Source organism: Flavobacterium sp. TR2 (assembly GCF_025252405.1).
In the GTDB taxonomy this organism is placed as follows: Bacteria; Bacteroidota; Bacteroidia; order Flavobacteriales; family Flavobacteriaceae; genus Flavobacterium.
On the sequence record NZ_CP104307.1, the window covers coordinates 1,166,954 to 1,189,828 of the forward strand.

The 22,875-nt window shown below is 36.3% G+C and carries 15 protein-coding genes and 2 tRNA genes; 14 read left to right on the forward strand and 3 right to left on the reverse strand.

Annotated features, from left to right (window positions below; genetic code table 11):
• Positions 1-247 precede the first annotated feature (247 nt).
• The 9 genes from N4T20_RS05500 to N4T20_RS05540 all read left to right on the forward strand — a co-directional run bounded on the left by N4T20_RS05500 (position 248) and on the right by N4T20_RS05540 (position 11,125).
• A complete protein-coding gene (locus N4T20_RS05500) occupies positions 248-1,927 on the forward strand; it encodes an arylsulfatase (protein ID WP_260672084.1) in 1,680 nt (559 codons plus the stop codon).
• A 64-nt stretch (positions 1,928-1,991) separates the two neighbouring features.
• Positions 1,992-3,005, forward strand: coding sequence for an HAD family hydrolase (locus N4T20_RS05505; RefSeq protein WP_260672085.1), 1,014 nt, complete (start codon positions 1,992-1,994; stop codon positions 3,003-3,005).
• A 67-nt stretch (positions 3,006-3,072) separates the two neighbouring features.
• Complete coding sequence (locus N4T20_RS05510; RefSeq protein ID WP_260672086.1) at positions 3,073-3,876, forward strand: hypothetical protein; 804 nt, start codon at positions 3,073-3,075, stop codon at positions 3,874-3,876.
• Positions 3,877-3,919: 43 nt separating this feature from the next.
• Positions 3,920-5,299 carry a DUF2252 domain-containing protein gene (locus tag N4T20_RS05515; protein WP_260672087.1) on the forward strand — a complete coding sequence of 460 codons (1,380 nt, stop codon included), beginning with the start codon at positions 3,920-3,922 and terminating at the stop codon, positions 5,297-5,299.
• 268 nt (positions 5,300-5,567) lie between these two features.
• The gene (locus N4T20_RS05520; protein ID WP_260672088.1) at positions 5,568-6,146 is read left to right on the forward strand and encodes a DUF4136 domain-containing protein; all 579 of its coding nucleotides are present in this window, start codon (positions 5,568-5,570) and stop codon (positions 6,144-6,146) included.
• Between the two features lie 119 nt (positions 6,147-6,265).
• Positions 6,266-7,441: an AraC family transcriptional regulator gene (locus N4T20_RS05525; protein ID WP_260672089.1), complete on the forward strand. Its 1,176-nt coding sequence runs from the start codon at positions 6,266-6,268 to the stop codon at positions 7,439-7,441.
• 89 nt (positions 7,442-7,530) lie between these two features.
• The gene (locus N4T20_RS05530; RefSeq protein WP_260672090.1) at positions 7,531-8,691 is read left to right on the forward strand and encodes a BamA/TamA family outer membrane protein; all 1,161 of its coding nucleotides are present in this window, start codon (positions 7,531-7,533) and stop codon (positions 8,689-8,691) included.
• Between the two features lie 221 nt (positions 8,692-8,912).
• Positions 8,913-10,109: an aminopeptidase C gene (locus N4T20_RS05535; RefSeq protein ID WP_260672091.1), complete on the forward strand. Its 1,197-nt coding sequence runs from the start codon at positions 8,913-8,915 to the stop codon at positions 10,107-10,109.
• A gap of 335 nt (positions 10,110-10,444) precedes the next feature.
• Positions 10,445-11,125: a hypothetical protein gene (locus N4T20_RS05540; protein WP_260672092.1), complete on the forward strand. Its 681-nt coding sequence runs from the start codon at positions 10,445-10,447 to the stop codon at positions 11,123-11,125.
• A 1,641-nt stretch (positions 11,126-12,766) separates the two neighbouring features.
• Here N4T20_RS05540 and N4T20_RS05545 read toward each other — a convergent pair.
• The 3 genes from N4T20_RS05545 to rseP all read right to left on the reverse strand — a co-directional run bounded on the left by N4T20_RS05545 (position 12,767) and on the right by rseP (position 14,380).
• Positions 12,767-12,840: transfer RNA gene (locus N4T20_RS05545), tRNA-Asn, on the reverse strand.
• A 39-nt stretch (positions 12,841-12,879) separates the two neighbouring features.
• Positions 12,880-12,953, reverse strand: a tRNA-Asn gene (locus N4T20_RS05550).
• An 83-nt stretch (positions 12,954-13,036) separates the two neighbouring features.
• The gene (rseP, locus tag N4T20_RS05555) at positions 13,037-14,380 is read right to left on the reverse strand and encodes an RIP metalloprotease RseP (RefSeq protein ID WP_260672093.1); all 1,344 of its coding nucleotides are present in this window, start codon (positions 14,378-14,380) and stop codon (positions 13,037-13,039) included.
• A gap of 201 nt (positions 14,381-14,581) precedes the next feature.
• Between rseP and N4T20_RS05560 the strand changes: the two genes are divergently transcribed.
• The 5 genes from N4T20_RS05560 to N4T20_RS05580 all read left to right on the forward strand — a co-directional run bounded on the left by N4T20_RS05560 (position 14,582) and on the right by N4T20_RS05580 (position 22,863).
• The gene (locus N4T20_RS05560) at positions 14,582-15,652 is read left to right on the forward strand and encodes an NADH:flavin oxidoreductase/NADH oxidase (RefSeq protein WP_260672094.1); all 1,071 of its coding nucleotides are present in this window, start codon (positions 14,582-14,584) and stop codon (positions 15,650-15,652) included.
• Between the two features lie 77 nt (positions 15,653-15,729).
• Positions 15,730-16,773, forward strand: a complete 1,044-nt coding sequence (locus tag N4T20_RS05565) for a Gfo/Idh/MocA family oxidoreductase (RefSeq protein ID WP_260672095.1) — start codon at positions 15,730-15,732, stop codon at positions 16,771-16,773.
• Between the two features lie 483 nt (positions 16,774-17,256).
• Positions 17,257-18,477, forward strand: a complete 1,221-nt coding sequence (locus N4T20_RS05570; protein ID WP_260672096.1) for an MFS transporter — start codon at positions 17,257-17,259, stop codon at positions 18,475-18,477.
• A gap of 215 nt (positions 18,478-18,692) precedes the next feature.
• Positions 18,693-21,512 (forward strand): TonB-dependent receptor, encoded by a 2,820-nt coding sequence (locus tag N4T20_RS05575; protein ID WP_260672097.1) that lies wholly within the window; start codon positions 18,693-18,695, stop codon positions 21,510-21,512.
• Positions 21,513-21,528: 16 nt separating this feature from the next.
• Positions 21,529-22,863 carry a DUF5689 domain-containing protein gene (locus N4T20_RS05580; protein ID WP_260672098.1) on the forward strand — a complete coding sequence of 445 codons (1,335 nt, stop codon included), beginning with the start codon at positions 21,529-21,531 and terminating at the stop codon, positions 22,861-22,863.
• Positions 22,864-22,875 lie beyond the last annotated feature (12 nt).

The window sequence follows — 22,875 nt, forward strand, 5'->3', positions numbered from 1 at the left end:
GTTTCATTTTATAAAATGAAACAAGCTCATGCCGAATAACTACGATTGTTCGCTCTTTTATTAGTTAATTTTGAGAGACTTAAAAAAAAGTTAAAAATACTCTGTTTCAAATTTTAAGATAAAAGACGAATTTGAAACACATCATAGCGATGCAGCCTCATATTGAGGAAAACTTACGATTTTTCCCATTTATTTTTTTTCGATTTTCAAACTCATACAATAAGAATCATTAACGAATTTTTTTACCATGAAACAAATCAAATTAAAATGCGGATTTACGAATACTCTGCGGGTATCAGCTTTACTGTTTTTTTGCTGGGTTTCGGCTATAGCGCAAAGCAAAAAGCCAAATATTTTGGTGCTTTGGGGTGATGATATTGGAACAACGAATATAAGTGCTTACAGCGATGGGCTTATGGGGTATACAACTCCAAACATTGATCGTTTGGCCAATGAAGGATTAAGATTTTTACATTATTATGGAGAACAAAGCTGTACTGCGGGACGTGCGGCTTTTTTAACAGGACAGCACGGCCTTAGAACTGGGCTTACAAAAGTAGGTTATCCTGGGGCTCCTATGGGAATGAGCCAGTTAGATCCTTCTATTGGCGGAATTATGAAAAGTCTTGGTTATGCAACAGGGCAGTTTGGTAAAAATCATGTTGGAGACCGTAACGAAAACCTGCCAACGGTGAATGGCTTTGATGAGTTTTTTGGAAACCTGTATCACTTGAATGCAGAAGAAGAGCCAGAATTGCCAGATTATCCTAAAGATCCAGAATACTTGAAAAAATTTGGACCTAGAGGAGTGCTAAAATGTACTGCTACAAATGTAGATGACGGTACAACAGATCCTCGTTTTGGAAGAGTTGGAAAACAGAAAATTGAAGATACGGGAGCGCTTACTAAAAAAAGAATGGAAACGATAGATGATGAAACTTCTGCTGCGGCCATTGATTATATTAAAAGACAAAATGCGGCGGGTAAGCCATTTTTCTGCTGGTTCAATGCAACACGTATGCACTTGCGCACGCACGTTAGAAAAGAGCATAGAGGAAGATATACTCATGGAGACAGCGAATATATTGACGGTATGATTGAGCATGACGAAACTATTGGAAGCATCTTAAAAGCATTGGACGACTTAGGAATTGCTGACAATACGATCGTTATTTATTCAACAGATAATGGGCCTCATATGAATACTTGGCCTGATGGAGCAATGACTCCCTTCCGTTCAGAAAAAAATACGAACTGGGAGGGAGCTTTCCGTGTACCTTGTATTGTTCGTTGGCCAGGACATATCAAACCGGGAACTATTACTAATGAATTGATGAGCCATAATGACTGGATTCCAACTTTGGCTTCTATTGCAGGTGAACCAGATATTGTTAACAAACTTTTAAAAGGCTATAATGCAAACGGAAAAACATATAAAGTTCATCTAGACGGTTACGATCAAAGTAGTTTTTTACTAGGAAAAACACCAAAAAGTGCTAGAGATAAATTCTTTTATACCGACGATGATGGTCTTTTAGTAGGATTAAGAGAAGGAGATTACAAATATGTTTTTGCAGAACAGCGTCTGGCTGGTACACTTGGAGTATGGGCAGAGCCATTTACTAAACTTCGTTTGCAAAAAATATTTAATCTATACCAAGATCCTTTTGAAAGAGCCGATTTTACCTCAAACACCTATTGGGATTGGGTTATGAATCACGTTCAGATGGTATATGGTGCAATATATGATGTAGGCGTATTTGCTGAAACATTCAAAGAATATCCTCCAAGATCTATTCCGCCAAGTTTCTCGGCTTACACTATAATGGAAGAAGCAATGAAAGATATTAAAGCGCAGCAATATATTGAGAAAAACGTTCTTCCTAAAGTAAAAGAAGAAGAGGCAGCTTCAAAAAAGAAAAAATAAATCATAGACAATCAAAAGAAACAGGATGAAAAGTTCTGTTTCTTTTCACTTAATACTACTTGCTATGCGTAAAAAGATAATATTAATTCCGATGCTTCTTTTTTTATTTGTTTCATGCAAAAAGTCAGAAGAAAGCACAGCTGTTAAACCAAAAGACAGCACAGCAACCGCTGCAGCTAGCGGAGATCCTCTGCCGAGCTGGAATGATGGAACTTTAAAAAATGAAATCATTGCTTATGTTGAAAAAGTAACGAAAGAAGGAAGTCCAGACTTTATTCCAGAAGAATACAGAATTGCGACTTTTGATAATGACGGAACTTTATGGGCTGAAAAACCTTATGTACAAGAACTTTTTGCTTTTTATAGAGTGCAAAAAATGGTGGAGGCGAAACCTGAATTAGCCCAAAAACAGCCTTTTAAAGCGGTAATCGAAAAAGACAAAACTTTCTTTGAAAAAGGAGGTGACAAAGCGCTTATAGAACTGGTTGCAGCAACTCATACCGGAATGACTGAAGATGAATTCGAAGCTTCGGTAAATGATTTCTTTAAAAGCGCAAAGTATCCCAGCAAAAATGTTCCAGTAAAACAAATACGCTATCAGCCGCAATTGGAACTGCTAAATTATTTACGCGCTAACGGATTTAAAACGTACATCGTTACTGGCGGAACAATAGAAGTAGTAAGAGCAATATCTCAGGATTTTTACGGAATCCCAAAAGACCAAGTGGTTGGAACTTCTTTCAAATATAAATATGATGCAGCTAAAAATGTGCTACAGCGAGAAGCTGCTTTAGATCATTTTAATGATAAAGAAGGCAAACCGGTAGGTATTCAATTGCACATTGGGCAGCGACCTGTTTTTGCTTGTGGTAATGAAGGTGGAGCTGGAGATATTGCGATGCTAACATATTCGCAAGGCAATAAATATCCATCATTTCAATTGCTGGTCAATCACAATGATTCAATAAGAGAGTATAAATATCAAGAGAAAGATGATGCGTCATTAAATGCTGCGGCAAAAAATAAATGGCATATTGTTGATATGCAGAAAGACTGGAAAAAAGTTTTTGCAGATTAAGCGAGAAAGAACTGTTTTTTAAGGTTAAAGAGTTGAAGTTTCTTCTAATTAATAAATTTTAAGCCGTATGAAAAATTCTTTTCTAGCAATATTGATGCTATTAGTCACTTTTACGATTTCAGCTCAGGAAGAGCCTTCAAAACCTGGAAACAGTGCACAAGAACTTGCAGATAAAATGGCAAATCCTGTGGCAAGTTTAATCAGTGTTCCGCTGCAAAATAATCTTACTTATGGAATTGGTCCTTATAATGGAATAAAATATCAGATCAACATACAGCCTGTTGTTCCGTTCAAGTTAAGTGAAAATTTAAACTTGATTACCCGTTACATTCTCCCGGTTGTAGATCAGCAGGATGTTACAGGCGAAAACAAGCACGAGTTTGGTTTAAGCGATGCAACAGTGACAGCATTTTTTGCTCCTAAAGCTAAAGGAATCATTTTAGGAGTTGGTCCTGCTTTTCTGGTGCCAACTGCTACAGAAAAACTTTTAGGAACAGAAAAATTCGGAATTGGACCAAGCGTTTTGGTAATGCATCAGGGAAAAGGGCTCTCTATAGGTTTTTTAGCCAATCAGATTTGGTCTGTGGCAGGAAATGCTGATAGAGCAGATTTCAATCAGTTCTACACGCAAATATTTTTAACGCATAGTTACAAAAGTGGCGCAAGTTTAGGTTTCACATCAGAAATAACGCAAAACTGGCAGGGAAATACAACTCTTATTACCGTTAGTCCAAATGTTGGCGCCATTACAAAATTAGGAGGACAAACCATGCAGTTTGCTGTTATGCCATTAATTCCAGTTGTAGGCCATTCAAACATAAGGCCAGATTGGGGATTAAGAGCAGTTGTTGCCTTTATATTTCCGCAGTAATTCTTCATAAGAGCTTTAGAAAAGATCATTTAAATTCGAACACATGGCCGAAAATTCTTTTGATCCCATTGCATCAAAAACCGAGCGTTATGAAAAAGGGGCTTCGATTAGAAAAAAAATCCCTTTGGAAAAGCATCAGGAATGGAATTCTTTTGTGGACAGAAAAAATCCTGTAGATATTTTAATTCAGACCAGTGAAGGAAGAGTTGAAAGTCTAGTGCCAATTCGGTACAGCAGAATGATGGAATCGCCTTTTGCATTTTATAGAGGGGCAGCAGCGATTATGGCGGCTGACTTAGCACATACTCCCGTATCGGGAATAAATCTGCAGCTTTGCGGTGATTGCCATTTAATGAATTTTGGGGGATTTGCGACTCCCGAACGCAAATTGGTTTTTGATATAAATGATTTCGATGAAACATTTCCTGGACCATGGGAATGGGATGTAAAACGACTGGCAGCCAGTTTTGTCATTGCAGGAAAATGGCGAAAATTTTCCAAGAAAAATTGTAGAGAATTTGCGTGGCACGTTGCCGACAGCTACAAACGGCATATGCAGGATTACAGTAAATTATCTGCTCTTCAAATCTGGTATGCAGATATTGATTTAGCAGAACTGATAGAATTAGGCCATGATAAAGAACAGAAAGAGTTTGATCAGAAGCGAATAAAAAAAGCATCAGAATATACCGCTCACGAGAGAGAGTTTGCAAAGATGACTTATTTTGACGGAGCAAGGGCACGCATAAAAGATGATCCACCTTTGATATTTCATCCAAGCGGAGATCTTGAAAAACTGGTTGCTAAAGAAGGCGAGATCATTCACAAAAGATATATAGAATCTCTTTCAGAAGAAAAACAGATTTTGTTAAGCAGATATAAGCTTCATGATATTGTCATAAAAGTGGTGGGCGTAGGAAGTGTCGGGACTCTTTGCGGGATTAGTCTGCTAATGTCGGCTACTGGCGAACCTATTTTTTTACAGTTTAAAGAAGCCAGAAAAAGTGTGCTCGAAGAAAATGTAAAAGTTAAAGGCAAATACACTCATCAGGGCGAACGCATCGTGATGGGACAAAAGCTCATGCAGTCTGCATCTGATATGTTTCTGGGCTGGACAAACGACAGTAAGGGCAGATTCTTTTATATCAGACAGCTTAGAGATGCCAAAATAAAACCGGTTTTAGAAGTTATGAAGCCAAAAAATATGGCAGATTATGCCAAAGCCTGCGGATGGGCGCTTGCAAGAGCTCATGCGCGTTCAGGGGATCCTTCAATGATTTCAGGCTATATTGGAGATACAGACCAATTTGCCGATGCTATTTCGGAATTTTCGGTTTTATATGCCGATCAAAACGAATCGGATTACAATAAAATGCTAGAAGAGATAAAACATGGCAAACTGCCAATAGCGGCCGAAATTTAAGATGCAGCTGTACAGAGGCAATAGAATAAAAAAAGCAAAAATAGTTGGCAAAATAAGTTAAATGAATGTAAAGTAAGATTTTTTTTATTTAATACTGTTAATTAAATAAAATGATTTATCTTTGAGAGTGATGTAAGTAATTGTTTAGTAGTGTTTTGTGCTACATAACGATTGTAGACATCTAAATCGCCCCTTCGTTCAAGATTTTTACGATTTTAATACATTCGAGTTAAACTGATTTAATTATTAATTTAATAAATACCACAACATGAATATTAAAAGAACAAATCTTCGTATAATCCCAGTCTTATTTTTGGGTTTGTTTTACAGCTGCGCCCCAACTGTAAAAGTTACAACTGATTATGATCATGCTGCGAACTTCAGCGAATACAAAACCTTTGCCGTTTACGACTTAAAAGCTCAGCAAGGACAAGTAAATCAGTTAAATGTTGATCGTGTTGCAAAAGCAATCCGAAACGAAATGCTCGCAAAAGGATTTACAGAATCTAGTAATCCAGATCTAAAAGTGAATGCCGTATCTATATTAAAAAACAAAACTCAAGTGACAGCCGATACTAATTTTTATGGCTATGGCGGAATGTATCGTCCATACGGCTATTGGGGTGGAGGCGCCATGATGGGTGGCGGTAGCACAACATTCAACTCTTACGATTATGTTGACGGCTCACTGGTAATAGACATCGTATCTACAAAAACGGATAAATTGGTTTGGCAGGGAATCGGAAATGCTGAAATAGACAGCAGACCAGACAATCCTGAGCAATTTATTAACGATGCTATCAAAAAAATATTGGCCGGATTTCCTCCGGGAGCAGTTAAAAAATAGCTGAAATAAAACAAAGGTTTTGTGCTTGCCATACTTTGGCAAGTACGATTCTTTCTATGCATACGCCCCCCTTCGTATTCTATTTTTAAGAAAATAATAAACTAATTAAGCTTAAAAAAATGATCGATATTTTACTCTCCCTTTTCTTTTTTATTGCCACAATTGCGGGCCTTGCTACTGCAATGATGGTTTTATTTTCCAAAAAAAATTATTCCAAAAGCTTCTTTTTGGGAATGTTCCTGCTGAGTTTGGCTGTAGTAAGTATTTACAATTTTTATTTATCGGCCAATCTTTTTAAAGAATTTCCAGATTTATTTATTATTACCAAATCATTTATTTTTCTGGCAGCGCCATGTTCATTTTTATATGTTCGAAATATTTTATCGCTAAATAAAAGCTTCAGAAAGTATGATTGGCTTCATTTTATTCCTTTTGCTGTTTATTTTGCTTTGACGCTTTTTGTTTATATAGGAAGCTTTACCAATCTAAAAATTGTCGATTATGTAGCGGCCAAAATAAGAAACCCGTTTTCTATTTTAACTTTGACGATTTGGCTTTTCTATGTCTTTTTTCAAACCATGTTGATTTTAAACTATGATTTGAAAAAATTTAAAGGAAATCTATTTCATCGAACTAAAGTAATTAACTGGATCAGGGTTTATAACCTTATGATTTTGTTTCTTTTCTCTGCACTTTTTGTCCATCATTTTTTATCAAGAAAAGTAAATGTGGTCGATCTTTCCTGCTATTTTTTAATTTCATCAGTATTATTTTTTACTGTCGGATGGCTGTACTTCAGACCGCAGATATTTCATGATGAAGAAGAAGCATTTGATTTTGTTGTAGATAATACAATAGCGGTAAAAACCAAAGAGACAAAGGCAACGCTTCCGATTACAAGTGAATTGACGCTTGAAAAAAGAGAAGAATACCTTTTAAAACTGGATTATGTTTTAAACTCTAAAAATCTATTCTTAAAAAAAGATTTTGTAATTCGAGATTTGTCAGACGAAACAGGAATATCAGTGCATCATTTATCCAATTTGATTAACTCCGAATTTGGCCTTCATTTTCAGGACTATGTTAATCTGAAAAGAATTGAATATTTCAAGGACAAAATAAATGATCCAGAATGGAAAGATTTATCATTGGAAGGCATGGCATGGGGTTCAGGTTTTAAATCCCGAACAACTTGTTTCAGAGCCTTTATAAAACACACCGGAAAATCTCCTTCAGAATACTTTAAAACCATCCGAATAAATCCGGATCATACAAGTGCCTATTATTTTAAATAGCAGTATTAAGCATAAAAGAGCTTTAAAAATTGCGGTGTTGCCCTTTTTTTGAGATGAGGTGAATTTGAATCATAAACGATAAATCTTATATGAAAAACAAAAAAACGACACATAAGAAGATTCTGTTTTTACTTTGGATTATCTTATCGTTTAATGTGTTAAGCGCACAAAAACACCATACGGTTTTAAAAGATTCTTTGGACGGAGCTTTCGATTTAAGTGATTTCCTAATCTATGCCAACGGATTCATCGTAGTGCCAACCATTATTACAGAACCGGCCGTTGGAGGATTTGGAGGTGCTGTTGCTCCAATTTTTCTGAAAAAGCGCCCTCCGGTAATTGATGAAAATGGTAAAAAGCGATTTATAAATCCAGATATTACGGGAGGAATCGGAATGTATACCGCAAACAAAAGCTGGCTGGCAGGAGCTTTTCGTTCTGCAACACTTGTAAAACCGAAAATACTGTACCGTGGTTTTGCGGCTTATGGCGACATGAATTTATCATTTTATGCCAATAATCTGCCCAACCGTAAAGACGAGGAATTTAAACTTAACTTTAAATCTACTATTTTTTACACGCAATGGCTCAAACAGTTTAATAATGCCAAATGGAGTGCAGGGCCTCAATATTTATTTTTAAATTCTAAAATAAACCTGCCCGATTTTAATCTCCCTCCGCCATTTGTAGATCCGAAAGATATTAAAAGCACCATAAGCCAGCTTGGAGCAGCACTTCAATTTGACGGACGTGACAATATATTTACGCCAGATAAAGGAGTAAGGCTTCAGACCGATTTTTTCTGGTCAGATAAAGCATTAGGAAGTGATTATCAGGCATGGCGTATTAACTTATCGGCAATAGGATATTATCCGTTGGCGAAAACACTAATTGGCGGACTTAGGATTGAAGGGGAGCAGGCGTTGGGTAGTCCGCCTTTTTATTTACAGCCAGGAATTAATATGAGAGGAATTCCCGCCGCCCGATATATGGGAAACACGAGCATTGTCTCAGAACTCGAATTTAGATGGGATTTGTACCGAAGATGGAGTCTCATGGGTTTTGGTGGTCTGGCCAGTGCCTTTAACGATTGGGATCAGGCATTTGCCAAACCCGTTGTGTACAGCTACGGAACTGGTTTTAGATATCTTATTGCCCGAAAATTTAAACTTCGTATGGGTGTAGACGTTGCCAAAGGACCAGAAGAGTGGGCCTACTACATCGTTTTTGGAAGCAATTGGATGCGATAAATAAATACTGAAAAAACTTGTAAGAAGTTAATTTATAAATAATAATCATAAAAAGCCTCGATACTGTGCTATTGAGGCTTTTTTGTGCTAAATGACTTGTTAATTATGCTCATTAAGAAAACATTAACAATTAAACATCACACAAATTGTATAATATTTAATTGTTTTGTAACAAATTGGAAACATTGGAGACTAATTTTGTTAAATCTTAAACATAAATTATGAATACATTTTCATTCAAATCAGTGTTTGCTGCTTCAGTATTTTTGGCTGGAACTGCAGGCTGTTTTGCGCAAGACATCTTAGTAAATTCCCTTAAACTAAATGCTAGCGACAAAAGTAAAGAGAACTTCAAATTTACAGAAGTAATTAATCTAGGCACAACATCGGTAAAATCTCAAGGATCATCTGGAACTTGCTGGAGCTACTCAACAAACTCATTCTTAGAGTCAGAAATGATTCGTTTAGGAAAACAGCCTGTTGAATTGTCTCAGATTTATTCTGCAAGAAACGTGTATGTAGAAAAAGGAATTAACTATGTTCGTATGCACGGAGCAATTACACTTGGTGATGGAGGAGCTCTTCACGATGTAATTAATATGTACAAAAAATACGGAACTGTGCCAAGAGAAGTTTACACTGGATTAAACTACGGAACAGACAAAAATAAATTTGCTGAAATGGGTGCTCTTATCGAAGGAGTTCTTGCAGCAGTGGTTAAAAACCCAAACGGAGAATTGACTCCAAACTGGCAAAAAGCTTACGCAGCAGTTATTGATTCTTACTTAGGAAAAGTGCCAGATAACTTTACATACAAAGGAAAAAACTATACACCACAAACTTTTGCTAAAGAAGTAGTAGGAATTAACCCAGACGAGTATGTAGAAATGTCATCTTTTACAAATGCGCCATACTATCAAAAAACAACTATGATGGTGCCAGACAACTGGTCATTGGATCAAGTTTACAACGTAAAATTGAACGATATGACAGATGTTATCGACAATGCGCTTAAAAAAGGATATACTGTTGCTTGGGCAACAGATGTTAGCGAGAAAAGCTTTAGCTGGAAAAACGGTGTAGCTTACGTGTCTACTAAAAAATTCGACGATATGACTGCTGAAGAAAAAGCAGATATGTTTAACGGACCAAAAGCAGAACCAGAAATTACTCCAGAAATGCGTCAGGCAGCGTTTGACAACTACACAACAACAGACGACCACGGAATGCACATTATTGGTCTTGCAAAAGATCAAACTGGAAAAGAATACTATATCGTAAAAAATTCTTGGGGAGAAACAAACGACTACAAAGGTTTCTTGTTTGTAACTAAGAACTTCGTAAAATATAAAACTACTGCACTTCTAGTAAACAAAGGAGGAATTCCTGCTGAAATCGCTAAGAAATTAGGGGTTTAATTATAACCGAGAGTTTGTAAAAAATAGAAAAGCGCTGCAATGAAAATTGTGGCGCTTTTTTTATTCCGTAGAAACGTTAATTTATAGATTTCTGGTGTGTTTGTATCCTAAAAAAGGATATCTCTGGGAGGTGCGCTATGTAAATCAACAATATTTTTTTATAGTTGAGATTTTCTAATGTAATATTCAAATAGTATTATTTTGAGGAAATGCGTAAAAAGAAGTACTTTATCGTTTTTCTGGGTAGTTGGCGGTTAGAATAAAAGCTAAGTAGAAGAAAATCAGTATCTTTAGTCTGAGTTTTTAACTGGAGCATTTAATTTTATTCAAAAATCATGAAAAGGTATGAAGCAGTTATTGTTACACTTGCGTTCGTATTTTCTCTCGGCTGTTTTGCGCAGAGCACAAACAGTGCCTCTGTTTCTCCAGCAACAGGAAAAACGACACTATTGACGGATAACCTCCCTACAGATGATATGGTAATACAATCATATTATGTAGAAGAAAGAATAAATAAACTTTTTGGAGGTAGAATTATTACCTACCAAGTTTCAAAATTGGACATGGTCGACACTTACGATCTTGGACCCAATAATACTAGAACAGTAATTCCTAATTACGTAAAAAGAAAACCTAAAGTTGCTCCAAATACAATAGAGACAAAAACGCTTGTTGCAAGTTCGAATGCTTCTGTGTCACCTGTTAAGGTAGAAGTTACAGCTCCTGCTGCTACAACTTCAAGATACGTGACTGTTAACCTGGTAGATACATATGAAAAAGTTATAGATAAAGGCTACAAATCTGTAGATATGCTTAAAAAAGTAGCCGATCGTTTTTACTTTGAAGGGAATTTAACCGCAGCAGCAGGCTATTACGCGCGCCTGTTTGATGAAGCCAAAGATTTGGATGTTATTTACTACTACAGATACGCTCAGTCATTAAAAGCAATAAATGAAGATGAAAAAGCAAATACTTTAATGAAAAGGTTCAAAAGCGAAACTTTGAGTATGAAATGAGGTTGTTTTAACGCAAAGGTTATTTTGAAGTTAAACCTAAAAGATTAAGTTCGCAAGGCTTTTGTGTGTAAAGCCCTGCGAGCTTTTTTTATTTTTCAGTTGTAGAATAATTTTTTTATTGGATAGTATAGCCCGTGGTTTCAAACACTGGGGGATGAATGGTATATTTGAGAATGAAATAGGGTTTTCTTGTGTGAAGTTTTTTTGCCGTAGAGAACGCTAAGGTTTGCGCAAAGTTCACAAAGGTTATTTTGAAGGTTAAATCTAAAGATTAAGTTCGCAAGGCTTTGTGTGTAAAGCCCTGCGAGCTTTTTTTGTTCTACCGTTGTAGAATTATCTTTTTGTTGGATAACATAGCCCGTGGTTTCAACCACGGGGGACGAATGGTATAATTGACAATGAAATAGGGTTTTCTTGTATGAAGTTTTTTTGCCGCAGAGAACGCTAAGGTTTGCGCAAAGTTAGCAAAGGTTATTTTGAAGGTTAAATCTAAAGATTAAGTTCGCAAGGCTTTGTGTTTAAAGCTCTGCTAGCTTTTTTTATTTTAACTGTTGTAGGATAATCTTTTTATTGGATAATATAGCCCGTGGTTTCAACCACGGGGGATGAATGGTATATTTGACAATGAAATAGGGTTTTCTTGTGAAGTTTTTTTGCCGCAGAGAACGCTAAGGTTTGCGCAAAGTTCGCAAAGGTTATTTTGAAGGTTAAATCTAAAGATTAAGTTCGCAATGCTTTGTGTGTAAAGCTCTGCGAGCTTTTTTTGTTTTACCGTTGTAGAATAATCTTTTTGTTGGATCATAGCCCGTGGTTTCAACCACGGGGGATGAATGGTATAATTGACAATGAAATAGGGTTTTCTTGTATGAAGTTTTTTTGCCGCAGAGAACGCTAAGGTTTGCGCAAAGTTCGCAAAGGTTATTTTGAAGGTTAAATCTAAAGATTAAGTTCGCAAGGCTTTGTGTTTAAAGCTCTGCTAGCTTTTTTTATTTTAACTGTTGTAGGATAATCTTTTTATTGGATAATATAGCCCGTGGTTTCAACCACGGGGGATGAATGGTATATTTGACAATGAAATAGGGTTTTCTTGTGAAGTTTTTTTGCCGCAGAGAACGCTAAGGTTTGCGCAAAGTTCGCAAAGGTTATTTTGAAGGTTAAATCTAAAGATTAAGTTCGCAATGCTTTGTGTGTAAAGCTCTGCGAGCTTTTTTTGTTTTACCGTTGTAGAATAATCTTTTTGTTGGATCATAGCCCGTGGTTTCAACCACGGGGAAACGAATGGTATAAATTCTCTTTGTGTTCCTTAGTTGAAGCCACGGGTTATACCTAATATTATGCATGAATAAGCTTTGCGAACTCTTGCGATAACTATTAAGACTTACATCGAAAAACTTTAGTGTCCTCTTAGCGGTTAGAAAATCGCGCAAAGAAACAAAAGCGCAAAGTTTTTGGTTACAGATAAAGAATCAGAAGAATTATTAGAAAATCTGCTCAATCTGCGTGAAATTAATCTTAGCGAACTTCGCGAAAAAACCTTCTGCCCTTTGCGTTTAAATGAGCAATCCTAAATATTGGAATTTGGAATTCTAGACTTTGGGATTTAAACAAAAAAAAGACCATCATTTCTGACAGTCTTTTTTGCTCCCCCTCTTGGGCTCGAACCAAGGACCCTCTGATTAACAGTCAGATGCTCTAACCAACTGAGCTAAGGAGGAATCACCTTAAAAGGTTAATATGTTTGCTAAAAAAAGTTGCTCCCCCTCTTGGGCTCGAACCAAGGACCCTCTGATTAACAGTCAGATGCTCTAACCAACTGAGCTAAGGAGGAAAGTGTTGCTCTTTTTAGCGAGTGCAAATATAAAACTATTTTTAGTTTCTCAAAAACATTTTCACTCTTTTTTTGACTTTTTTTTACTTGCCTACAATTGCCTTGTAAATGTCGTTACCATTAGCAAATAGTAGTAGTGAAATAAGTAAAACAAAACCAACCATTTGCGCATTCTCTAGGAATTTGTCGCTCGGTTTTTTGCCGCTTACAATTTCATACAATAAAAACATCACGTGACCGCCATCAAGTGCCGGAATTGGCAATAAATTCATAACTCCAAGCATAATTGACAATAAAGCTGTGATAGACCAGAAAACTTCCCAACTCCAAGAACTTGGAAAAATATTATAAATAGCCGCAAAACCACCCACTTGTTTGTAAGCTTTTGTTTCTGGATTAAAAATCATTTTTAATTGTTTTCCGTAGCCAACCAATTGATCTTTTCCTTTTTCAAGGCCAACCGGAATAGATTCGAAGAAACCATATTCTTTAGTGCTTATTTTATAGTAGCCTAATTTCTCCAATGATTTCATGTCTAAACCACCAGCAAAAACGCCTAACGTTCCTTCTTGAGAAACTTTTACAGTAAGAGGCGTTTCTTTCAAATCACGTAAAACAACCGCAGAAATTGATTTTCCTTTATTCGCCAACAAAACAGCTTTAGCCTCGTCAAAATATTTAACTTTTTGCCCGTTAAGAGAAAGAATCAAATCTTTTGCTTTTAAATTTTGATTTGGAGATTCTTCTCCAACTTTTCCGATAGCAAAAGGTCTGCGGATATCAATAAGGATTCCTTTTTCTGTTTTAGAAAGCTGATCAACAAAATCGGTCGGCATTGTAATAGTCTGCTGTTTTCCGTCTCTTTCAATCAAGATATGTTTTGCCATGATTACATTCATGTTCATGTCGCTGTCAAAATTTTCTACAGCTTTACCGTCGATAGAAATAATTTTATCGCCAGTTTTAAAACCAGCTTTAAGCATAGCAGGATTTTCAATGGCAACACCATCTTTTAAATCAGCATTAGCAATATAAGTATCTCCGTAAGCAAACGCCATTCCGATATAAATAATAAAAGCCAGAATAAAGTTTACCGTAACACCGCCAAGCATGATAATTAAACGCTGCCAAGCTGGTTTTGTACGAAATTCCCAAGGCTGAGGCGGAAGCGCCATTTGCTCTTTGTCCATACTTTCGTCAATCATTCCAGAAATTTTCACATAGCCACCAAGCGGAAGCCATCCGATACCATATTCTGTTTCTCCGATTTTCTTTTTGAAAAGAGAATATTTAACATCAAAAAACAAATAAAATTTTTCGACTCTAGTTTTAAACAATTTAGCAGGGATAAAATGCCCTAATTCATGAAGAATAATAAGTAAAGATAAACTCAATAGAAATTGAGACAGTTTGATAACTATATCCATTTGTTGTTTTTAATTCGTATTTAACGCACAAAAGTAGCGTTTTCTATTTTAATATAAGTATGCAAGATAGTGTTTAAGATTTTAAATGTTTGTTAATTAATAAACATTTAGATTTCTCGTTTTAACAAGATGCCGTAACTTTACTTTTCTAACACTGCCTTACTTAATTGGTAGTATAAAATCATTAAAAGTTACAAGTATATGGCAACGAAATTATTTTCTCCGCTTACTATAAAAAACATCACTTTAAAAAATAGAATTGCAATCTCGCCAATGTGCCAGTATTCTGCAGTTGACGGATTTGCAAACGATTGGCATCTGGTTCATTTAGGAAGCCGTGCCAGCGGAGGTGCTGGACTTATCATTCAGGAAGCGACGGCAGTTTCTCCAGAAGCCAGAATTTCTCCATCCGATTTGGGAATTTGGAAAGATGAGCATATCGAAAAACTAAAACAAATCAACGCCTTTATAGTTTCTCAAAATTCTATTCCCGGAATTCAATTAGCTCATGCAGGAAGAAAAGCAAGTGTTTCGGCTCCGTGGCTTGGGAACAAAAAATTAGATTTCGCTCAAGGCGGATGGCAGACCGTTGCACCAAGTGCGATTCCGTATCATGAAGGCGAACCGTTTCTTCCAGAGGCTTTGGATAAAAACGGAATCCAAAAAGTAGTCTCCGATTTCAAAACAGCCACAAAACGGGTAGTCGAAGCAGGATATAAAGTTGTAGAAATCCACGCGGCTCATGGCTATTTGCTGCATCAATTTTTATCGCCTTTAACAAATGTAAGAACAGACGAATACGGAGGAAGTTTCGAAAATAGAATCCGTTTTACATTAGAAATTGTAGAAGCAGTCCAGTCAGAATGGCCTTCAGATTTGCCATTGTTTGTTAGAATTTCGGCGACAGACTGGGCAGAAAACGGATGGAATCCAGAAGAATCTGTGCAGCTTTCTAAAATATTAAAAGAAAAAGGAGTAGATTTAATCGATGTTTCGTCAGGCGGATTGGTTTCGCATCAGAAAATAACATTAGGACCAGGCTATCAGGTCCCTTTTGCAGAAAAAGTGAAAGCAGAAGCTAACATTGCAACAGGAGCGGTAGGATTAATTACGGAAGCCAAACAAGCCGAAGAAATTTTAAATATGGATCAGGCCGATTTGATTTTATTTGCCAGAGAATCATTGAGAAATCCTAATCTGCCTTTAGATTTCGCTAGAGAATTAAAAGACGAGATTCAATGGCCAAAACAATACGAAAGAGCTAAACTTTAATATTTTTTCTGCCATGAATTTACGAATTGCAAAAAATAGATTTGTGAATTCGTGGCGAATAAATTAAAACAAAACCAATGCAAAAGATAAAAACAGCATTATTATCATACGGAATGTCGGGGAAAGTTTTTCACGCTCCGTTTTTAGATATTCACGAAGGATTTGAATTATTAGGTTCTTGGGAAAGAAGCAAAAAATTAATTCAAGAAGATTATCCATACGTAAAAAGCTACGCATCATTAGACGAATTGTTAAGCGATGATGTCGATTTAGTAATTGTAAATACGCCGGTTGGAACGCATTATGAATATGCTAAAAAAGTGCTTTTGGCAGGAAAGCACGCCGTTGTAGAAAAAGCATTTACAACCACTGCAGCAGAAGCAAAAGAATTGGCAAAAATTGCAAAAGATAAAGGTTTAAAATTGGCCGTTTTTCAAAATAGGAGATGGGACAGCGATTTTAAAACCGTAAAAAAAGTAATCGACGACGGCGTTTTAGGAGATTTAGTCGAAGCCGAATTTCATTTTGACAGATACAACCCGCTGTTGAGCCCTAAGGCGCATAAAGAAACCGCAAATGATGGAGCAGGAGTTCTGAAAGATTTAGGTCCGCATATTATCGATCAGGCGGTTAGTTTATTTGGCTGTCCAAAAGCTGTTTTTGGAGACATTCGTGTAACCAGAGAAAATTCAGTTGTAGACGACTGGATCGATCTGACTTTGTTTTATTCTAATTTCAGAGTCCGTTTAAAAGCAGGTTTCTTTGTAAGAGAAGCCAATCCCGCCTATACGCTTCACGGAAAAAAAGGCTCATTTTTAAAACCTCGCGGAGATGTTCAGGAAGATGAATTGAAAATAGGCAAAAAACCAAACCTAGATTCTTGGGGAACAGAAGATGTAAGTTTACAAGGGCTTTTGCACACCGAAATTGACGGTAAAATTGTGAGAGAAAAAATCCCAACGCTTCAGGGAAATTATTTCAGTTTCTTCGATGGAGTTTATGATTCGATTGCAAACAATAAAGCGGAGCCTGTTACCGCAGATGAAGGCGTAAAAGTAATGCAAGTTATAGAAGCCGCAATTGCAAGTAATGCCCAGCAAAAAGTAATAGGCATATCATAATCAATCCGCAGCAATGTCTGATCGGTAGCAATGCCCAGCAAAAGGGAATAGGTACAATAATACATTCCGTAGGAATGTCTCGTTGGTAGAAAAAAATAATATTCGGACGCATTTACGTTCCGTAGGAACGTTTGATTTTGATGCCATTTTTTAATAACCGAATGTGTCAAACGTTCCTACGGAACATAAAAATATTGACAACGATATTTTTTTTACCGATGAAATGTTCCTACGGAACAACGAAATATATATTTGAAAAAAGGAGCATTCTCATTTTTTGAGACCGCTCCTTTTTTGCTTAAAAAAAATGAAACAAATTATGATTCTACTAAACCCGAAAAATTGTAATTTTAATAGGCTAAATTCAAATCAAAACCTTTGAATTTATAAACAATAACGTTGTATATTGTGTATAACATCAGGTTTTATGCACTTTGACGAGCGTTTTTAGTATTTTTGACAACATTCCAATACAAATTCAATATGCTGATAAACATTAATCCATTATCGCTTTTTCAGACCAAAGCAAAAATCAAGAAAGTATTTAGAGAAGCCAAAGCTTCATATTTAAATCGCATTCGTTTTGCTGTTGGAATGTTTTATTTCGGAATGGGTTTGAGTTTTGCCACATGGGCCAGTAGAATTCCAGATATCAAGACTGCTCTGCATTTGACAGAAGGAGATCTAGGGTCTATACTTTTTGCGCTTCCAGTTGGACAATTGGTGATTATGCCTTTTTCGGGCAAAATGGTAACCAAATTTGGAAGCCACCGTATTCTAATTTTTTCTTTAATAATGTACGTCTTGTGTCTTATTAATTTAGGATTGGCAACAACAGCATTGCAATTATCCCTCGGATTATTTTTGTTTGGATTGTTTGGGAATTTAGCCAATATTGCGGTAAACACACAAGGCGTTTATACCGAAGTTTTGTTCAAAAAAACAATTATGTCATCGTTTCACGGTATGTGGAGTTTTGCCGGATTTACAGGTGCGCTGGTAGGTTTAGGAATGCTGGCTTTAAAATTAAGTCCGCTGCATCATTTTATAATAGTAGCCGGAATCGTTTTATTGATGGTGGCATTTAATTTTAAATTTCTGGTTAGAGCCAAAGAAAAAAAGAAACCAAAAGAAGAAGGCAAAAAGCTATTTGTAAAACCAGATACAGCTTTACTTTGGTTAGGCGTTATCGGATTTTGCAGTATGGCCAGCGAAGGTGTTATGTTTGACTGGAGCGGTGTTTATTTTAAAGATATTGTAAAGGCGCCTGGTCCATTGGTTGTTTTAGGCTATACCTCTTTTATGATAATGATGGCTAGCGGAAGATTTCTGGGTGATGGATTAATCAATAAATTTGGACGTGAACGCGTCATGCAGATTAGCGGCGTTATGATTTCGGCTGGACTTTTTACCGCTGTTTTTCTTCCGTATATAATTCCGTGCACTATCGCCTTTATGTTTGTAGGTTTGGGCGTTGCAACAATTGTTCCTACTGTTTATAGTATTGCGGGAAAGAACCCGACCGTTCCTGCTGGCGAAGCTTTAACTATTGTTTCGAGCGTAAGTTTTCTTGGATTTTTAATGGGACCTCCTGTAATTGGGCATATTGCGCAAAGTTTCGGACTTCAGTTTTCTTTTGCTTTTATCGGAATTTTCGGTGTTCTGATTGCTTTTATGGTTTCTAAAATTAGAACAGAAGCATAATATTCTGCTTTTGCAAACAAGCCTTCTTTTGGTTATTATTTCATTTTATTAAAATAAATTTGAAAGAATTTACTTACAATTTAATATTTTGTTTATTTTTGAATTATCTAACTTAGACGACTAAGTTTTAAAATACTCTTTTTCCAAAAACCAATTTATCTTTTGAATTAAGGATTATCATCCGAAGAAAATTTCAAAGTTAATAATAGGGTTTAATGGTAAAAAAATACGTATTCTTCTTTATTTTTTGGTTCTTTAATTTTGCTTTTGCACAGCAGGAAATAACAGTAAAAGGAATTGTTATTGATGCCCGAACGCAGAATCCTTTAGAGAATGTAGTGGTAGCGATACAAAATACGGCTGTAATGCAGCTTACTTCAAAAACCGGGAAATTCGAGCTTCATATATTTCCCCAAAAAGAACAGCTCCTTTTACTCAAAAGTCAAGGATACAAAGATTTTCTTTTGAAAGTAAAATCCAACGGTGGACAAAATATTGATCTTGGGATATTGCAATTAGAAGACACTTATTCTGATGAGGTTCCTGCCGCATTAATTACATTATCAGACAGCGATTTTTCTGAAGATAACAGTTCATCTGAAATGACTTCAGGGCTTTTGCAATCGTCAAGAGATGCATTTATGCAGTCAGCGGCATTTAATTGGGGACAAGCTCGATTTCGTGTGAGAGGTTTAGACAGCGAAAATGCAGTTACAATGCTTAACGGAATATCGATGAACAAAATCTTCGATGGCAGACCGCAATGGAGCAATTGGGGTGGTTTAAATAATGTGCTCCGCAACCAGGAATTTTCAGTTGGAACAGCAGCTTCCGATTATACTTTTGGAGGTATTTTAGGCACGCAGCAGATTTTTACACGCGCGTCGTTGTACAGAAAAGGAACATCACTCACATTTTCTGGAAGCAATACCACTTATTTATGGCGAGCAAACGGTACTTACGCTTCAGGAATGAATGCTTCAGGATGGGCTTTTGTGGTTTCGGCTGGAAAGCGTTGGGCAGACGAAGGTTATTTTGAAGGCACAAGTTTCGATGCGAATTCTTTTTTCCTAAGTATAGAAAAGAAATTAAACAATAGGAATTCGATCAATTTTACAGGATTTTATACTCCAAATTCTCGCGGGAAAAACTCAGCAAACACTAGTGAAGTTACCGATTTGATGGGCGAAAAATACAATTCGTATTGGGGATTGCAGAATGGTGAAAAACGCAATGCAAGAGTAAAAAATGTAGAAGAGCCACTCTTTATGCTGAATCATTATTTTAAAATCGATAGCAAAACCAATTTGAATTCTGGTGTAATGTACCAGTTCGGGGAAGTAGGAAACAGCAATATTGATTATCAAAATGCGAATAGCCCTGATCCGGTTTATTACAAAAAAATGCCAAGTTATTTTAGTTCGCTTTATGCTAAAGATCAAGGAGAGTTTTCGGGTCAATTTACTCCAGATTATGAAAATGCAGAAAAAAGCAAAATAGCTTTTTTGGCCAATCCGCAGATCAATTGGAATGAAATGTATTTTGCTAATCAAAAAATAGGGCAGAATGGTTACGAGCCTGCGCAAAGTCATTATGTGCTTTATGAGGACAGGACAGATGATAGGACTTTTGCTGTAAATTCAAATCTCAACACGCAAATAACCCCTAATATTGCTTTTGATGGCGGATTTATTTTTAAGAGATTAAAATCGCATAATTTTCAGCATTTATTAGATCTTCTTGGCGGAACGTATTTTGAAGATATAGACTCGTTTTACAAAGGAAATCTTTCCCAATCAGATTTGCAGCATCCAAATCGTCAAGTTGGAGTAGGAGATATTTACGGATATAATTACAATTTATTGGCCAATACGTTAGATGTTTTTGCGCAATTTAAATTTAGTTATAACAAAGCAGAATTTTTCTTGTCGCAATCTTATTCCATGTCAGATTATCAAAGAGAAGGATTATATCAAAACGGACTTTATCCAGCAAATTCGTTAGGAAAGAGTGAGAAAGTAAATTTTGAAAACTTTGGTTTTAAAGGCGGTTTCTCCTATAAAATTTCAGCAAAACAATTGTTGTTTTTTAATGCTGCACACTTTACAAAGGCACCTTCCCTCCGAAATGCTTTTTCAAATTCACGTTTAAATAATAGTGTTGTAGACGGAATCGAAAGTGAAAATAGCAGCTGTGCTGAAGCTAATTATGTATATCGTTCAGCAAAACTCAAATTGCGTTTAACGGCGTATTATGCGCTAATTAAAAATACTTCGAAAACATCTTATTTCTATGCTGAGGGAATTTTTGATGACGGTTCTGGTTATGATCCGACAAATGCATTTGTCAGCCAGACGCTGACCAATTTGGACAAGAAAAATAGGGGAGCAGAATTAAGTTTCGAATATCAAATTTGGCCTACATTAAAAACAGCTTTATCTGCGGCATTTGGAAATTACACCTACAGCAGCAACCCGAATGTACTGATTGTAAACGATGCCAATAGAGCAGAAGAAGGAGCGCAAACCGCTTTTGACTTTGGACCAGCTTATCTGAAAAACTACAAACAGCCGGGAACTCCGCAGCAAGCTTATTCATTTGGGTTAGAATATCGAGATCCGAAGTTCTGGTGGATTGGAGGTAATATCAATTATTTAGCAGAAAGTTATATCGATGTTTCGCCAATTTCTAGGACATCTCAATTTTATATCAATCCAGCCAATGGTTTTCCTTTTCCTGAGGCAACTTCCAAAAGAGGAAACGAATTGCTGAAACAAGAAAAATTTAAACCTGTCACATTGCTGAATTTTAGCGGAGGCAAATCTTGGCGTATTCATAAAAAATACATTGGACTTTTTGCCAGCGTAAATAATGTATTGGATTTAATGTATAAAACGGGTGGTTTTGAGCAGGCTAGAAATGCCAATTTTAGAGCATTAAATCAAGATCAATCAAGCGGGACACCGTCTTTTGGCCCAAAATATTATTATGGCTACGGGCGAACTTATTTTTTAAATCTTACAATCGGGTTATAAACCAAAAACCTACCTCATGAAAAAATTAGTTTTATTTTTTGCATTATCCTTAATCGGTTGCAGTAAAGAAGTTGATGTCCCAGAATTAGCTTGCACTCAACCAAATCTTACTGTAAACAAAAGTGTAGAAAAAATATATGAGCTTTCGGGTACAACAGCGAAGCAGTATTTATATGATGACGTTATAGAGGCTTATGTAGTTTCTAGTGATGAGGGAGGTAATTTTTTCAAAACCATTTCATTGCAGACCATAGAAACTGAAAAAGCACCGGCAATTGGTTTTAGTGTTCCTATTGATGCCACTAATACTTACATCGATTATCGAGTGGGGAACAAAGTGTTTATAAAACTTAAAAATCAATTTACAGATTTGTATTATGGCGGTTTAAGAATTGGCAGCTTGTATGTAAGCAATGCTGGTGACGCCACGGTTGGAAGAATCTCCCAAAACGAATATAAAAATGTTTTAAATGCTTCGTGCACCAATATAGACGAGAGCCAATTGGTGAAATCACTTTCTGTAGAAGAAGCTCTTTCAGATTCTAAACTAAATACTTTGATAGAATTAAACGATGTGGAATTTACAGAGGCTGCATTAGGGCGTCATTATTTTGAAGAATCTAATAATGTCGGCGGTTCGACAAATTGGTATTTGAGAGATAAAACAGGAAATCAGATCATTTTTAGAACCAGCAGTTATGCAAAATTTGCTGATCATAATGTGTCAGAAGGAAGCGGAAAGATTAAGGGGATACTAACAAAATTTGGCACTGACTATCAATTTATGGTTCGATATGAAAGCGATATTGCGATGAATGGAAAAAGAAATATTCCGTTTTTTGCAGAAGATTTTCAGTCGGTTAAAAATAATGTCAATTTTGCGCTTCCTGGCTGGAGCAATATTGTCGAAAAAGCCACAAAACTTTGGAAAAGCATGGTGTATTCTGGAAATGGCTATGCAGAATTTAATACAACGAGCACGACTGCAGCCGAGAATGTGGCTTGGCTTGTTTCGCCTAAAATAAATCTAACAGGATACAAAAATGCGGTGCTTTCTTTTAGGAGCGCACAACACGATTTAAAAACCGATTCTTCCCTAAATACACTAGAAGTTTATGTTTCAACTAATTTTGATGGCGCAAACGTAACCAAAGCAAAATGGACAAAACTGGAAGCAAAAATCCCAACACTCTCGACGCCTTCCCGTACGTTTATAAGTTCTGGCGGAATTGACCTTTCGGCTTATTCCGAGAACATACATATTGCTTTTAAGTACATCGGATCGGGAAAAGATAAAACATTAAACGGCGCTTTTATGGTCGATGATATTAAGATATTTGGAGAAAAATAAGCGGTATTTTTT

Excerpts from the sequence above, each read along its gene's own strand:
- N4T20_RS05510 (WP_260672086.1), top strand. The coding sequence starts at position 3,073 with ATGAAAAATTCTTTTCTAGCAATATTGATGCTATTAGTCACTTTTACG.
- N4T20_RS05530 (WP_260672090.1), top strand. The coding sequence starts at position 7,531 with ATGAAAAACAAAAAAACGACACATAAGAAGATTCTGTTTTTACTTTGG.
- N4T20_RS05515 (WP_260672087.1), top strand. The coding sequence starts at position 3,920 with ATGGCCGAAAATTCTTTTGATCCCATTGCATCAAAAACCGAGCGTTAT.
- rseP (WP_260672093.1), bottom strand. The coding sequence starts at position 14,380 with ATGGATATAGTTATCAAACTGTCTCAATTTCTATTGAGTTTATCTTTA.
- N4T20_RS05505 (WP_260672085.1), top strand. The coding sequence starts at position 1,992 with ATGCGTAAAAAGATAATATTAATTCCGATGCTTCTTTTTTTATTTGTT.
- N4T20_RS05565 (WP_260672095.1), top strand. The coding sequence starts at position 15,730 with ATGCAAAAGATAAAAACAGCATTATTATCATACGGAATGTCGGGGAAA.
- N4T20_RS05500 (WP_260672084.1), top strand. The coding sequence starts at position 248 with ATGAAACAAATCAAATTAAAATGCGGATTTACGAATACTCTGCGGGTA.
- N4T20_RS05520 (WP_260672088.1), top strand. The coding sequence starts at position 5,568 with ATGAATATTAAAAGAACAAATCTTCGTATAATCCCAGTCTTATTTTTG.
- N4T20_RS05575 (WP_260672097.1), top strand. The coding sequence starts at position 18,693 with ATGGTAAAAAAATACGTATTCTTCTTTATTTTTTGGTTCTTTAATTTT.
- N4T20_RS05535 (WP_260672091.1), top strand. The coding sequence starts at position 8,913 with ATGAATACATTTTCATTCAAATCAGTGTTTGCTGCTTCAGTATTTTTG.
- N4T20_RS05525 (WP_260672089.1), top strand. The coding sequence starts at position 6,266 with ATGATCGATATTTTACTCTCCCTTTTCTTTTTTATTGCCACAATTGCG.
- N4T20_RS05580 (WP_260672098.1), top strand. The coding sequence starts at position 21,529 with ATGAAAAAATTAGTTTTATTTTTTGCATTATCCTTAATCGGTTGCAGT.
- N4T20_RS05540 (WP_260672092.1), top strand. The coding sequence starts at position 10,445 with ATGAAAAGGTATGAAGCAGTTATTGTTACACTTGCGTTCGTATTTTCT.
- N4T20_RS05560 (WP_260672094.1), top strand. The coding sequence starts at position 14,582 with ATGGCAACGAAATTATTTTCTCCGCTTACTATAAAAAACATCACTTTA.
- N4T20_RS05570 (WP_260672096.1), top strand. The coding sequence starts at position 17,257 with ATGCTGATAAACATTAATCCATTATCGCTTTTTCAGACCAAAGCAAAA.